This is a genomic window from Piscicoccus intestinalis NBRC 104926 (genome assembly GCF_001515525.1).
In the GTDB taxonomy this organism is placed as follows: domain Bacteria; phylum Actinomycetota; class Actinomycetes; order Actinomycetales; family Dermatophilaceae; genus Kineosphaera; species Kineosphaera intestinalis.
The window spans coordinates 1-13,570 of the sequence record NZ_BCNQ01000124.1 but is presented as its reverse complement, the minus strand read 5'-3'; the positions used below and the strand labels follow the sequence as shown (position 1 = coordinate 13,570).

11 protein-coding genes and 1 pseudogene are annotated in these 13,570 nt (G+C 71.3%); 10 read left to right on the top strand and 2 right to left on the bottom strand.

The genetic code is table 11. From position 1 onward, the window contains the following. The 6 genes from PINTE_RS16495 to PINTE_RS16470 all read left to right on the top strand — a co-directional run. Positions 1-738 (top strand): hypothetical protein (locus PINTE_RS16495; protein WP_217996622.1); only part of this gene is annotated, 738 nt, incomplete at its 5' end. Between the two features lie 48 nt (positions 739-786). Continuing rightward, positions 787-1,452, top strand: coding sequence for a hypothetical protein (locus PINTE_RS16490; RefSeq protein WP_068432969.1), 666 nt, complete (start codon positions 787-789; stop codon positions 1,450-1,452). Positions 1,453-1,531: 79 nt separating this feature from the next. Continuing rightward, the gene (locus tag PINTE_RS16485; RefSeq protein WP_068432967.1) at positions 1,532-2,212 is read left to right on the top strand and encodes a hypothetical protein; all 681 of its coding nucleotides are present in this window, start codon (positions 1,532-1,534) and stop codon (positions 2,210-2,212) included. A 57-nt stretch (positions 2,213-2,269) separates the two neighbouring features. Further along, positions 2,270-3,214, top strand: coding sequence for a homoserine O-acetyltransferase MetA (gene metA, locus PINTE_RS16480; RefSeq protein ID WP_068432964.1), 945 nt, complete (start codon positions 2,270-2,272; stop codon positions 3,212-3,214). 142 nt (positions 3,215-3,356) lie between these two features. Further along, positions 3,357-5,837 carry a phosphoketolase family protein gene (locus PINTE_RS16475; protein WP_068432962.1) on the top strand — a complete coding sequence of 827 codons (2,481 nt, stop codon included), beginning with the start codon at positions 3,357-3,359 and terminating at the stop codon, positions 5,835-5,837. 72 nt (positions 5,838-5,909) lie between these two features. Then, positions 5,910-6,767, top strand: a complete 858-nt coding sequence (locus PINTE_RS16470) for a GNAT family N-acetyltransferase (RefSeq protein WP_157087315.1) — start codon at positions 5,910-5,912, stop codon at positions 6,765-6,767. Between the two features lie 13 nt (positions 6,768-6,780). Here the strand turns inward: PINTE_RS16470 and PINTE_RS16465 are convergent, their stop codons facing one another. Next, positions 6,781-7,641, bottom strand: a complete 861-nt coding sequence (locus PINTE_RS16465) for a class I SAM-dependent methyltransferase (protein ID WP_068432958.1) — start codon at positions 7,639-7,641, stop codon at positions 6,781-6,783. A gap of 66 nt (positions 7,642-7,707) precedes the next feature. On the opposite strand from PINTE_RS16465, the gene PINTE_RS16460 reads away from it, so the two are divergent. Beyond that, positions 7,708-8,211, top strand: coding sequence for an NUDIX hydrolase (locus PINTE_RS16460; RefSeq protein WP_068432956.1), 504 nt, complete (start codon positions 7,708-7,710; stop codon positions 8,209-8,211). Positions 8,212-8,292: 81 nt separating this feature from the next. On the opposite strand, the gene PINTE_RS16455 is transcribed toward PINTE_RS16460, so the two are convergent. Continuing rightward, entirely contained in the window at positions 8,293-9,564 is a 1,272-nt protein-coding gene (locus PINTE_RS16455) for a class I SAM-dependent methyltransferase (protein WP_068432954.1), read from the bottom strand. 303 nt (positions 9,565-9,867) lie between these two features. Between PINTE_RS16455 and PINTE_RS16450 the strand changes: the two genes are divergently transcribed. From PINTE_RS16450 to PINTE_RS16440, 3 genes and pseudogenes are all read left to right on the top strand, one after another. Next, entirely contained in the window at positions 9,868-10,587 is a 720-nt protein-coding gene (locus PINTE_RS16450) for an HAD family hydrolase (protein WP_068432952.1), read from the top strand. Beyond that, positions 10,584-13,100, top strand: coding sequence for a glycoside hydrolase family 65 protein (locus PINTE_RS16445; protein ID WP_084343710.1), 2,517 nt, complete (start codon positions 10,584-10,586; stop codon positions 13,098-13,100). The genes PINTE_RS16450 and PINTE_RS16445 overlap by 4 nt, the downstream gene beginning before the upstream one ends. A 177-nt stretch (positions 13,101-13,277) precedes the next feature. Next, positions 13,278-13,570, top strand: a pseudogene (locus PINTE_RS16440) (hypothetical protein); the annotation flags it as partial.

Sequence of the window (13,570 nt, the reverse complement as noted above, 5' to 3'; positions counted from 1 at the left end):
GCGGCCGAGCCGACGCGGGCCGTGGACCCGCGCACGGCGGTGTTGCTGCCCGCGCTCGTCACCCTGCCGTTGTGCTATTCGTTCGGCACAAACGGCAATCTGTGGGCGGCGCCCGGTCGCGCGGCCCCGCTGTGGATCGCCGCGCTGCTGCTCGCGATCGGGCTCCCGCACGGGCGGCCGAAGCAGTCCGCCCGCGCCATCGGCGCCGCGCTCGCCGCGCTCGTGCTCGTTGCCGGCGTGGGACTGGCGGCCCGCGACACCTACTACCGCTACCCCGCGCCGGACGGCAGTCGCGCCGCCGCGACGATCGACACCGACGGCAACACCCTCGACCTCACCGCCGACGACGCCGCCGCGACCGCGGCCCTCCTGCGCGACGGCGCGAAGGCCTCCGGTCACGACGTGCTCGACACGACCGGCGCCTCGGCCGGCTACATCTACCAGCTGGGCGCGCACCCGGTCGGTAGCTCCTGGCTCATCGGCGGCTACCCCGGCAGCGCCGACGCCGCCCGGCACGCCCTCGGTCTCGAGTCGTGCGAACGGGTGCGCTCGGCCTACGTGCTGTACTCCCCCGACTCCCCGCGGCGCATCGACGCGATCCTCGGCGACCACCGCCTGACCTCCGACGACTACCGCGTGTTGGCCACCGTCAAGCACCAACTCGGTTGGAAGCTGCAGCTGCTCGAGCCCGGACCCAACGTCGCCAAGAAGATGCCCTGCCGCCCGGCGCCCATGTGAGCCCGCCGGCTTCGCTGGGCGCACCGGTCCGCGACCTACCCTGGGCAGATGCCGTGGCCGTGGGAAGACCTGTCCCTCGTCGACCGGTTCTGGCTGCTCACGGCGGGGCCGCACCCGGTCGCCGGCCCCTCGTACTCGGCCCGACTCGGGCTGGCCATGGCCGCCATCCGGGCCATCGAGAACGCCGGGGAGATCCGCTGGATCGGCCCCGACGACGACCCGGTGCTGCGCACCATCTCCGACTGCCGCTGCCCCGAACCGCTACGCACCTGGCATGCCGCGCTGCAGTCGGCCGAGCCACCCGACCTCGACGGCATCCCGGCGACCTACACGCTCGCTCCGCTGGTCTCCTCGACCTGGGATCAGGAGGCCGAACAGCTCGCGAGCCGGGGCCTGGTCGCCATCGAACGCAGCCGACTCGCCCCGCTGGGGCGGGATCACTACGCAGTCATCGACGTCGACGAACTGCAGTCCCGCAGGCGCGAACTGGTCCACCTGGTGGCTCCACCCGACGGCTCCGTGAAGGATCTACCCGCCGACGTGCTCGACCTGTTCGTCGTTGCGCGGGCAGCGGATGCCGTCAGCGATCTGTTGCGGGTGCCCGGCCTGTACCCGGCGCCGGCCGTGCTTCGCGCCATCGAATTCGCCACCCAGGGCAGCCGGGCCTGGCGCCGCCTCGAGGCGACCATGCGGTACCGCAACGCAGTGAGGTAGCGCCGAATCATCCGAGGATGGCGGGCCGGCGCGAAGCAACGCCGGCGTCGTGGCACCGCCTCCGACCTACCCTGGGCAGATGCCGTGGCCGTGGGAGGACCTGTCCCTCGTCGACCGGTTCTGGCTGCTCACGGCGGGGCCGCACCCGATCACGCGGCCGACTCCGTCGGTGCGCTTCGGCATGGCGATGGCCGCGATTCGCACGATCGAGCGGGCGGGCGAGATCCGCTGGGTGGGCCGCGACGAACACGCCCGGCTACGCGCGATCGCCGACTGCCGCTGCCCGCCGCCGCTGCGCGGATGGCACGACACGCTGCAGGCCGACCAGCCGCGCGATCTCGACGGCGTCGCCGCCCGCTTCGTGCTCGATCCGCTGCTGCGCACCCCCTGGTTCGACGAGGCCGAACACCTCGTCGGCCTCGGCCTCGTCACCGTCGACCGGAGCCGGTTCGGTCGCCTCGGGCGCACCAGCTACGCCCTCGTCGACGTGCCCGAGCTGCGACGTCGGCGCCGCGACCTCATCGAGCTGATCCTCCCGCGGGACGGCTCGGTGCAGGACCTGCCCGCCGACGTGCTCGACCTGCTCGTCGTCGCCCGCGCCGCGGACGCCGTCGGCGACCTGCTGCGGGCCCCCGGCCTCGATCCGCGGCCGCGCCTGGCGCACGCCATCAACGTCGTCACCGAAAGCAGCCGCGACCGGCTCCGCCTCGAGGCCGCCGCGGCGTATCGCAACGCGGTCTTCCCCAGCGCCCGAACGTGATCAACAGGTACCCTCCTGCGGGTTCATCCGACCAGCGGACTCATCAGGAGGCGGCAGGTGCCGGTCAACATCCCGCGGGAGCTGCCCGCGCGCGGCGTGCTGGAGGACGAGAACGTCTTCGTCATGTCCAGCGAGCGCGCCGAGCACCAGGACATCCGGCCGCTGCGACTGGCGATCCTCAACCTCATGCCGACGAAGATCGCCACCGAGACGCACCTGCTGCGGCTGCTGGGCAACACCCCGATCCAGATCGAGGTGACGCTGCTGCACATGGGCAGCCACTCCTCGCGCAACACCCCGCCGGAGCACCTGTCCGCCTTCTACTCGACGTTCGACTGCGTGCGCGACCAGCGCTTCGACGGCCTCGTCATCACCGGCGCCCCCGTCGAGCAGCTGCCGTTCGAGAAGGTCGACTACTGGGGCGAACTCGTCGAACTGCTCGACTGGAGCCGCGAGCACGTCTACTCGACGATGAACATCTGTTGGGGCGCCCAGGCGGCCTTGTACCGCCGTTACGGCGTGCCGAAGTACCCGCTGGAGAAGAAGATGTTCGGCGTCTTCGAGCATGAGGTGCTCGACCCGACGACGAAGATCCTCTCCGGCTTCGACGAGGTCTTCCCCGCCCCGCACAGCCGCCACACCGAGATCCGCGCCGACGACATCCTCGCCGTGCCCGAGCTCAAGCTGCTGTCGACCTCCCCGGAGGCGGGCGTCTACCTCGTCGGCAGCACCGACAACCGCGACTTCTACGTCACCGGCCACCCCGAGTACGAACGCGACACCCTCAAGCTGGAGTACGACCGCGACGTCGCCCGAAACCTCCCGATCGAGGTGCCGCGCAAGTACTTTCCCGGCGACGACCCCTCGCGGGCGCCGCGCGTGACGTGGCGTTCGCACGCGTTCCTGCTCTACGCCAACTGGCTCAATCACTCCGTGTACCAGGGCACGCCGTACGATCTGAACGACGTGCCCCCGGTCGATCTGACGGCCCTGTACATCTGAACCGCCGGCTGCACCGGCTCCGGCAAACAGCCCCCCGTCGGATGACGGCGCCCGCGTACATGCCCGGCGCCTCGATGGGTACGACAACGACGTCCGCGCACGGCACCAGAGAGCAGTTCAGACTCCCCGAAGGGACCGCAGGATGGCAGCGACACCCTGGCAGACGCGTTCGCAGACCGACGCGCAGCCGCTCACGCACGACGACCTCGACCGCATCCACAGCTGGTGGCGCGCGGCCAACTACCTGTCGGTCGGCCAGATCTACCTGCTCGACAACCCGATGCTGCGGGTGCCGCTGCAGCGCGAGCACATCAAGCCGCGGCTGCTCGGCCACTGGGGCACCACCCCGGGCCTGAATTTCCTCTACGCCCACCTCAACCGGTCGATCGCCGAGCGCGAGCAGTCGACGATCTACATCACCGGGCCCGGCCACGGCGGCCCCGGTCTCGTCGCCAACACCTACCTCGAGGGCACGTACACCGAGCACTACCACCACATCGGCCAGGACGACGCCGGCCTGCAAAAGCTGTTCAAGCAGTTCAGCTTTCCCGGCGGCATCCCCAGCCACGTCGCCCCCGAGACCCCCGGCTCGATCCACGAGGGCGGCGAGCTCGGCTACTCCCTCTCGCACGCCTACGGGGCCGCCTTCGACAACCCCGACCTGCTCGTCTTCGCCGTCGTCGGAGACGGTGAGGCCGAGACCGGCCCGCTGGCCACCAGTTGGCACTCCAACAAGTTCGTCAACCCCGCCAGCGACGGCGTCGTGCTGCCGGTGCTGCACCTCAACGGCTACAAGATCGCCAACCCCACGGTGCTGGCCCGCGTCGGCGACGACGAACTCGACGCGCTCATGCGCGGATACGGCCACACCCCATACGTGTTCACCGCCGGTTTCGACGACGAGGAGCCGGCCGAGTACCACGCCCGGTTCGCCGAGCTGCTCGACGAGGTGCTCGACCACATCGCCCGCATCAAGGCCGACGCGGCCGCCGCGGGCGCCGACGACGCGCAGCGGCCGCGGTGGCCGATGATCGTCTTCCGCACCCCCAAGGGCTGGACCGGCCCCAAGGAGATCGACGGCAAGCCGACCGAGAACAGCTGGCGCAGCCACCAGGTGCCGCTGGCCAACGCCCGCGACACCGACGAGCACCTGCACGACCTGTCGGCCTGGCTGGAGTCTTACCGCCCCCACGAGCTCTTCGACGAGGCCGGCGCGCTGCGCGAGGACATCGCCGCCCTCGCGCCCCGCGGCGACCTGCGCCTCGGCGCAAACCCGCACGCCAACGGCGGGCTGCTCACCGAGGAACTGCGGCTGCCCGACTGGCGCGAGTTCGGCGTCGAGACCGAGCGGCCCGGCTCCCAGATCCGCGAGGCCACCCGGGTGCTCGGCGAGTACCTCACCGAGGTGCTGCGCCTGAACCCCGACAACTTCCGGCTGTTCGGGCCCGACGAGACCGCCTCCAACCGGCTCCAGGCCGTGTACGAGGTGACCGACAAGCAGTGGCTCGCCGACTACGAGCCCACCGACACCGACGACGCGATCGCGCGCGTCGGCAAGGTCATGGAGATGCTCTCCGAGCATCAGTGCCAGGGCTGGCTCGAGGGCTACCTGCTCACCGGTCGGCACGGCCTCATGAACAGCTACGAGGCGTTCATCCACATCGTCGACTCGATGTTCAACCAGCACGCCAAGTGGCTCAAGGTGACCAACGACATCGAGTGGCGCCGCCCGATCCCGTCGCTGAACTACCTGCTTAGCTCGCACGTGTGGCGCCAGGACCACAACGGCTTCAGCCACCAGGACCCGGGCTTCATCGACCACGTCGTCAACAAGAAGGCCGACATCATCCGGGTGTACCTGCCGCCGGACACGAACACGCTGCTCAGCACGTGGGACCACATCCTGCGCACCCGGCAGTACGTCAACGTCGTCGTCGCCGGCAAGCAGCCCGGCCCCTCGTGGCTCGGCGTCGACGAGGCCACCCGGCACTGCGCCCGCGGCCTGGGGATCTGGGAGTGGGCCGGCACCGAGGTCGAGGGCACCGACCCCGACGTCGTGCTCGGCTGCGCCGGCGACATCCCGACGATCGAGGTGCTCGCCGCCGCCAAGCTGCTGCGCGAGAACGTGCCCGACCTCAAGGTGCGGGTCGTCAACGTCGTCGACCTCATGCGCCTGCAGGAGGAGACCGAACACCCGCACGGCCTGTCGAACCGCGACTTCGACACGATCTTCACGACCGACAAGCCGATCATCTTCGCCTACCACGGCTACCCGTGGCTCATCCACCGCCTCACCTACCGGCGGCACGGGCACGCGAACCTGCACGTGCGCGGCTACAAGGAAGAGGGCACGACGACCACGCCCTTCGACATGGTCATGCTCAACGACCTCGACCGCTACCACCTCGTCATGGACGTCATCGACCGCGTGCCCGGGCTCGGTTCGAAGGCCGCCGGGCTGCACCAGCGCATGGCCGACGCCCGGCTCGAGGCGCGCATGTACGCCCGTGAGCACGGCACCGACACCCCGGAGGTCAACGGCTGGGTGTGGTCCGACGCCGGCGACACCGCCACCACCACCGGCGGTCCGCAGGCCGACGACACCGGCGCCGACAACGTGTGAGGCGGTGGGCCGCCGAGCAGGGGGGTGACCTCCGCCCCTGGCGAAACCCACAGGTCCTGAGAAGGTAGGGGCGTGTCCCCTTTGTCTGTCTGCGCACACACGGCCCCCGACGACTTCCTCGCGGCCGCCGAAACCCTGCTGGCCGGCGACCCGGCCCGCACCAGCGTGCTCGCGACCGCGACCGGCCGCATCGGGCGGCTGGGTGCGCCCGAGGACCTGACGCCGACGTGGTGGGTGGTGCGCTCGGACGACGAGATCGCCGGGCTCGGCATGCACACCCGCCGCGGCCGGCCGTACGTCGTCGCCGCCCGCGACCACGACGCGGTCGCCGTCGGCGCGGCGCTGGCGCAGGCGGTGCCGGACGACCTCGCCGAGGTGATCACCGGCATCAACGGGTTCACCGGGTCGGCCCGCGGATTCGCCGACGCCTGGACCCGCCGCCACGGCGGCACCGTGCGGCAGGGCCGCCAGGACCTGCTCTACGTGCTCGACGGACCGGTCAACACGCCGCACGAGGTGCCCGGGCGGGTGCGCCCCGCGGGCGAGGCGGACGTCGAGTGGGTGCGCGGCTGGGCCCGCGACTTCATCCGCGACATCGGCGACCCGCCCGACCCCACGGCGACGATCGACCAGCCGCTGGCCGACGGTCGCGTGCTCGTCTGGGACGTCGACGGAGAGCCGGTGGCCATGGCCGCCGCGAACCCGCCGTACTACGGGCACGTGCGGATCTCGTGGGCGTGGGTGCCGCCGCACCTGCGCGACCACGGCTACGGCGGCGCGGTGACCGCCGCCGTCTGCGCCGAGGCGTACGCCGCCGGGAACACCGCCCTGCTGCACGTCGCGGCCGCGAACCCGGCCGGCAACGCCGTCTACCGCCGCCTCGGGTTCGGTCTGCGCGACGAGCTGAGCCACCTGCACATCGACCGCTGAGCGCGGCCCCGGCTCAGGGCTTGACGCCGACCGCGAGGATCGCCTCGCAGATGAGCCGTTCGCTGCCGTCGTAGCAGCCGTCGAAGGCGGCCTTGGCGCGCTGCACCGTCTCCGGCTCCTGGTCGCGCAGCAGGTGCCCGAGTTCGCCGATGCCGGCGGCCGGCGCCGCCCACAGCCCCTCGGGCTCGGTGTCGGCCAGCCACGCCACCGTGTGCACCTCGATGTCACGCAACCCCGCCATGTCGAGCATGCCCGCCAGACCGGTGCCGGTCCGGGCGAAATCGAGGTGCTCCGGGAGCCGGTGCCGATGCACCGGTCGGGCCCGCGACTCCGCGGCCACCCGGGCCCAGATGCGGCTGAGCATCGTGTCGGGAGCCCAGATGGTCGTCGCGACGGCGCCGCCGGGGCGCGCGACGCGCACGATGTCGGTCAGCGCGGCGCGCGGGTCACCGGCGTGGTCGAGCACGAAGTCGGCGGTGACGAGGTCGAAGCTGTCGTCGTCGAAGGGCAGCCCCGGGGCCATGCCGTCGACGACGCGCGCGGCCGGCGCGGCGGCCCGGGTCAGCTCGCGCATGTCGGGGGCGGGATCGACGCCGGTGACCTGGGCGCCGCGCGCGACGGCCTCCGACACGAGCCGCCCGGTGCCGCAGCCCACGTCGAGCAGCCGGCTGCCGGTCAGCGGCAGGATCGTGGCCACGGTGTCGAGTACGGGTCCCACGACCCCCGCGTACACGTCGGCCAGGCCCCGGGCGTAGGCCGAGGCCATGCCGGTCCACTCGGTGGCGCGGCGCGAGGTCGATCTGTCGGAGACCTCTTCGTCGCTGGCGTGTGCCTCGTCCAGCGGGTGTTCGTCGGGGTCGTGGTCGGCGATCATGGCGACATCGTTGCAAACGGAGCGCGCCCCACGGCAATCCGCCACTCGGGGGCTCAGGAGGCGGACATGGGTGAGATCGTCGACCTGTACGACCTGGCGGGCACCGTCGTGGGTCAGGCGCCCCGCAGCCGGGTGCGCGCGCAGAACCTGCGGCACGCCGCCACCGGAGTGCTCGTGCGCAACGGCCGGGGCGACATCTTCGTGCACCGCCGCACCGACACCAAGGACGTCTACCCCGGCATGTACGACGTCGCCGCCGGCGGCGTCATCACCGCCGGCGAGCACCCGGACGCCGCCGCGGCGCGTGAGGCCGAGGAGGAACTCGGCGTGCACGGCGTGCCGCTGCACCGGCTCGGTGTCGCGCACTACGCCGACGCGCACACCGACTACGTGGCGTTTCTCTACGAGACCGTCTACGACGGCCCGATCCGGCTGCAGCCCGAGGAGGTCGCCTGGGGCGACTGGCTGCCGCCGCAAGAGGTGCTCGCCTGGCTCGACGACCCCGCCCGCCCCTTCGTGCCCGACACCAGCTCGCTCCTGCGTGCCCACCTCGAGCGCCTCGCCCGCTGATCACGCCGTCGCCTCGCCCGCTGATCACAGCGTGACGAGCGCCGGCGGCACGTCACGGCCCCGCAGCCGTCGGGGCACGTGCTACCAGTCGGGGCGGAAGGGGTAGCCGCTGACGCCCTCGGCGTCGGGTTGGGTGAAGAGGAACTGGTGCACCTGAAGCCAGTTGCGCTCGAAGGCGACTCGGGAGCCGGCGAGGTAGATGCCGTACACCTTGGCGGTCGGCAGGCCCACGAGCTCGACACACTCGTCCCAGTGCCGCACGAGGTTGGCGTTCCAGCCCTGCAGCGTCAGCGGGTAGCTGGGCCGCAGGTTCTCTTCGTTCACCAGCTCCAGCCCCGCGTCGTGGGCGGCGCCGATGACGACCGACGGCGCCGCCAGCTCGCCGTCGGGAAAGACGTAGCGGTCGGTGAACGGCTCGGGCTTGTGCGTCGCGGAGTTGTCCGCGCGCGTGATCGAGTGCGTCAGCAGCCGGCCTCCGGGCTTGAGCCGGTGCCGCAGCTCGGTGAAGTACGTCGGGTAGTTGCGCACCCCCATGTGCTCGAGCATGCCGATCGAGCTGACCGCGTCGAACTGCTCGTGCGGCATCGAGCGGTAGTCGATCCGCCACAACCGTGTGCGGTCGGACAGCCCTTCCCGAGCGAGCATCGCCTCGACCCAGTCGGCCTGATACCCCGACAGCGTCACCCCGGTCACCTCGACGCCGTGCCGCGCGGCCGTGCGCATCATGCCGCCCCAGCCGCAGCCGACGTCGAGCAGCCGCATGCCCGGACGCAGCCCGAGCTTGCGGAAGACCAGTTCGAACTTGCGGTCCTGGGCCGCCTCGAGCGTGTCCTGCGGCGAGGTGTAGACGCCACACGTGTACGCCATCGACGGTCCGAGCAGGCGCTCGTAGAAGTCGTTGTTCAGGTCGTAGTGGGCCTTCACCGCGGCGGCCCGACGCCCGGCCGGCTCCCGCAGGCTCTCCAGGGCGCGGCGCCAGCGCGGCAGCAGCTCGATCGCCGGCGGCGGGGGCGGCGTGAACGAGCGCCAGCCCAGTCCGCGCACCAGGTCGGCGACCTGGCGCGGCGTCGGCCGCACGAACTGCGCCTCCTTGAGCAGCCGGAACAGCTCGTAGGGGTCGCCGGGGTGCACCCCCTCGATCCGCGCGTCGCCGGCGAGGTACGCCCGCGCCAGCCCGAGATCCCCGGGCGCCGACAGCACGTACCGCAGCGCGCGCGACGACGCGAGATGCACCCCGATCCCGGAGTCGGTGCGGCCGGTCGCGCTGCCGTCGTACGCGGTCACGCGCACCGGCAGCGGCGCGGCGACCAGCGACTCCAGCGCGGAACCGATCGTGCGGGCGTGGGAGCTCATCGCCGTCCTCCATCGTGAGACTCGTGCGACCCGGGCCGCTGTCGCGACTCGATCCGGAGCCAGAGCCTAGTTGGTCGACCGCGCCCGCAGCCGCTGGCCCGGGGTGTTCACGGCGTGTTCACACCGGGCTTGACGACGGCTTCACACCGGTTCGGCGACGGCGCGACGACACCCGCCGGCGACCTGGGATGTCGCGGCGCAGACGCCCCGCCGACGCGCGGCCGTCCGCTGGGCGGACGGGTGTTGTTCACAGAGCGGTTCGCCCTCTGGGGTAACACGACACAGGCTCCGTAGCATTGCGCCGTGGATTGGAACCGATACGACGCCGCCCTCTTCGACCTCGACGGAGTGCTGACGCCCACGGCCGACGTGCACATGCGCGCCTGGGAACAGATGTTCACCGAATACCTCGACTCCCGCGACGATTCCGACTCGATCGCCCCCTACCGCGAATCCGACTACTTCGACTACGTCGACGGCAAGCCGCGCTACGACGGCGTCCGCTCGTTCCTCGCCTCCCGCGGCATCGAGCTACCCGACGGCGACCCCGACGACCCGCCCTCGGAATCGACCGTCTGCGGCCTGGGCAACCGCAAGAACGACGCGTTCAACGCGGTCCTCGAACGCGACGGCGTCGAGCCCTACCCCGGCTCCCTGGCGCTGCTCGACGCGCTGCCGGCGAACGTGCGGCTCGCGGTCGTCTCGTCCTCGAAGAACGCGCCCGCGGTGCTCGAGGCCGCCGGCATCATCGAGCGTTTCCCGGTCGTCGTCGACGGTCAGGTGGCCGCAGCGCAGGGGCTGCCCGGCAAACCGGCTCCGGACACGTTCCAGCACGCGGCCCGGCAGCTGGACGTGCCGTTCGAGAAGTGCGTCGTGCTCGAAGACGCGCACTCGGGCGTGCAGGCCGGCGCGGCCGGCGGGTTCGGCCTGGTCGTCGGGGTGAACCGCGGCGCGGGCGCCGAGGCGCTCAAGGCCTCCGGGGCGGACGTCGTGGTCGACGACCTGCAGGAACTCCTCCCGTGACCGGCGACTCCGAGGCCCTGAAGGCCGCGCGCGCCGGCAACGCCTACGACCCGGTCGACCGGCACCGGTTTCCGGCCGACCCGTGGCGTCTCGTCGAGTGCTGGCCCGACACCAAGAACCTGGGCGTGGACGAAACCCTGTTCGCCGTCGGCAACGGCTACCTCGGCATGCGGGCCAACCCGCCGGAGGGTCGCGACGCGCACACGCACGGCACGTTCATCAACGGCTTCCATGAAACGTGGCCGATCCGGCACGCGGAGGCGGCGTTCGGCTTCGCCAAGACGGGCCAGACGATCGTCAACGTGCCGGACGCCAAACTCATGAAGCTGTACGTCGACGACGAACCGCTGCTGTTGTCGACGGCCGACCTCGAGGAGTACGAGCGCTGCCTCGACTTTCGCGACGGCACCCTGCGCCGCGACCTCATCTGGCGCACCCCCTCGGGCAAGAAGGTGCAGGTGCGCACGAGCCGCATGGTCTCGTTCACCGAGCGGCACCTGGCGATCATGACGATCGAGGTGACGATGCTCGAGGGCGACGCCCCGGTCGTCATCTCCAGCCAGATCCTCAACCGGCAGGACGGCTTCGACGAGTACCACACCAAGCGCGACGCCATGGGCGAGGGATTCGACCCGCGCAAGGCGGCGGCCTTCGCCCAGCGCGTGCTCGAGCCCCGCGGCCACTGGCACTCCGACCGCCGGATGATCCTCGGCTATCGGTGTGCGGAGTCGGGCATGACGCTGGCCGTCGGCGCCGACCACAACCTCATGACCGACAACGAGTACGAGGACCTCATCTCCACCGAGCCGGACCTCGGCAAGCGGGTGTTCCGGGTCGACGCCAAGGAGGGCCGGCCGATCTTCATCACGAAGTCGGTGGCCTACCACACGTCCCGCGGCGTGCCGGTGCGTGAGCTGTTCGACCGCTGCCGACGCACGCTGGACCGCGTGCGCAACGACGGCGCGCAGTACTACCACGAGGAGCAGGCCCGCTGGCTGGCCACCTACTGGGAGGGCAGCGACGTCGAGGTCGACGAGCAGCCGGCGATCCAGCAGGCGGTGCGCTGGAACATCTTCCAGCTCGCGCAGGCGGCCGCCCGCTCCGACCAGCACGGGGTGCCCGCCAAGGGGGTGACCGGCAGCGGGTACGAGGGTCACTACTTCTGGGACACCGAGATCTACGTCGTGCCCTTCCTCGCGTACACGAACCCCGCGATCGCGCGGAACCTCATCCGGTTTCGCGTCAACATGCTCGAGGCGGCCCGCGAGCGGGCCCGGGAGTTGGCGCAGCGCGGGGCGCTGTTCCCGTGGCGCACGATCAACGGTGAGGAGGCCTCCGCCTACTACGCGGCGGGCACCGCGCAGTACCACATCGACGCCGACATCGCGTTCGCCCTCAACCGCTACATCGAGACGACCGGAGACCGTGCCTTCATGCGCCGCTACGGCGCGGAGATCCTCGTCGAGACCGCCCGGATGTGGGCCGACCTGGGCTTCTGGCACGTCAACAACACCCGCACGTTCAACATCCACGGCGTGACCGGTCCCGACGAGTACACGACGGTGGTGAACAACAACCTGTTCACGAACGTCATGGCCCGGTTCAACCTCGAGCTCGCCGCGCGCACGGTGCGGCGCATGCAGGAGGAGGAACCGACCGCCTACGGCTCGCTCGCCTCGCGGCTGAACCTGCAGGAGGAGGAGATCGACGACTGGCAGGACTGCGCCGAGCACATGCGCATCCCGTACGACTCGACGCTGGGCATCCACCCCCAGGACGAGCACTTCCTCGACCGGGAGATGTGGGATCTGACCCAGACCCCGGACAACCAGCGCCCCCTGCTGCTGCACTTCCACCCGCTGGTCATCTACCGCTTCCAGGTGCTCAAGCAGGCCGACGTCGTGCTCGCGCTGTTCCTGCAGGGAGACCGGTTCACGCCCGAGCAGAAGCGCGCGAACTTCGAGTACTACGACCCGATCACCACCGGCGACTCGACGCTGTCGGCGGTGGTGCAGTCGATCATCGCCTCGGAGGTCGGGCATCACCACGTCGCGCTCGCGTACTTCCTGCAGGGCCTCTACGTCGACCTGGCCGACCTGCACCACAACACCAGCGACGGCGTGCACATCGCCTCCGCCGGCGGGGTGTGGAACGCGCTGGTCTACGGCTTCGGCGGGCTGCGCGACCAGGGTGAGGTGCTGTCGTTCGACCCCAGGCTCCCCGCCCAGTGGCCGCGGCTGGCGTTCCGGCTGCAGCGTCACCAGAGCCGCATCCTCGTCGAGGTCACCCAGGAGGAGATGACGTTCACGCTGCTCGGCGGCCCGCCCCTCACCCTGTCCGTGCGCGGCCAGGAGTTCGAACTCGGCGAGGAGCCTCGGATCGTCTCGCTCGACGACCACGGGCCGCGACTGCTCGACCGGGTCAGCCTCAAGCCGCTGACCGGCGCCACGCGGGACGACGGCAGCGTCATCACCGCGGGCATTCCGACGATCCCCGAGGAGGCGGTCTCCTAGCGGTCGGCTCGTCCGATCCGGTACCGGGCGTCCCCGGACGTTCACCTGCCCGTCGGCCGGGTGTTCGGTGCGGTTCAACGCGAGGGTCGTTCTGTGCCAATAGGTTCGCTGCGGCACCGGCTGCCGGTGTCCGCCCCTGACGCACACCTCCGGAGGTCCGCCGTGTCGAACCCCTCGTTGACCGACCCCACCCGTGACTCCACCGCCGCCACCGCCCGTGACGCCACCGGCTCCCCCATGGAGACCGGTGCCCCCGGCGCGTCGCGGCGTCGCCTGACCCTGGTGCCGGCCCGCCCGCACGAGGGCGGTCGCACCGCGATGACGTGCCGCCACAAGTGCGGTGACGCGTGCAGCCGCCCCGACGGCAACACCAGCGAGAACGAGTACTTCGGCGACATCGTCGCCCGGGCCGTCTCGCGGCGCCGGTTCCTGCAGGCCGGCGGCGGTGCCGCGACGGCCGCCGGCCTCGG

Bases quoted from the DNA above. Each gene is read 5' to 3' on its own strand.
- PINTE_RS16455 (WP_068432954.1), bottom strand. From the start codon at position 9,564: ATGAGCTCCCACGCCCGCACGATCGGTTCCGCGCTGGAGTCGCTGGTC.
- PINTE_RS16460 (WP_068432956.1), top strand. From the start codon at position 7,708: ATGGGTGAGATCGTCGACCTGTACGACCTGGCGGGCACCGTCGTGGGT.
- PINTE_RS16465 (WP_068432958.1), bottom strand. From the start codon at position 7,641: ATGATCGCCGACCACGACCCCGACGAACACCCGCTGGACGAGGCACAC.
- PINTE_RS16490 (WP_068432969.1), top strand. From the start codon at position 787: ATGCCGTGGCCGTGGGAAGACCTGTCCCTCGTCGACCGGTTCTGGCTG.
- PINTE_RS16475 (WP_068432962.1), top strand. From the start codon at position 3,357: ATGGCAGCGACACCCTGGCAGACGCGTTCGCAGACCGACGCGCAGCCG.
- PINTE_RS16485 (WP_068432967.1), top strand. From the start codon at position 1,532: ATGCCGTGGCCGTGGGAGGACCTGTCCCTCGTCGACCGGTTCTGGCTG.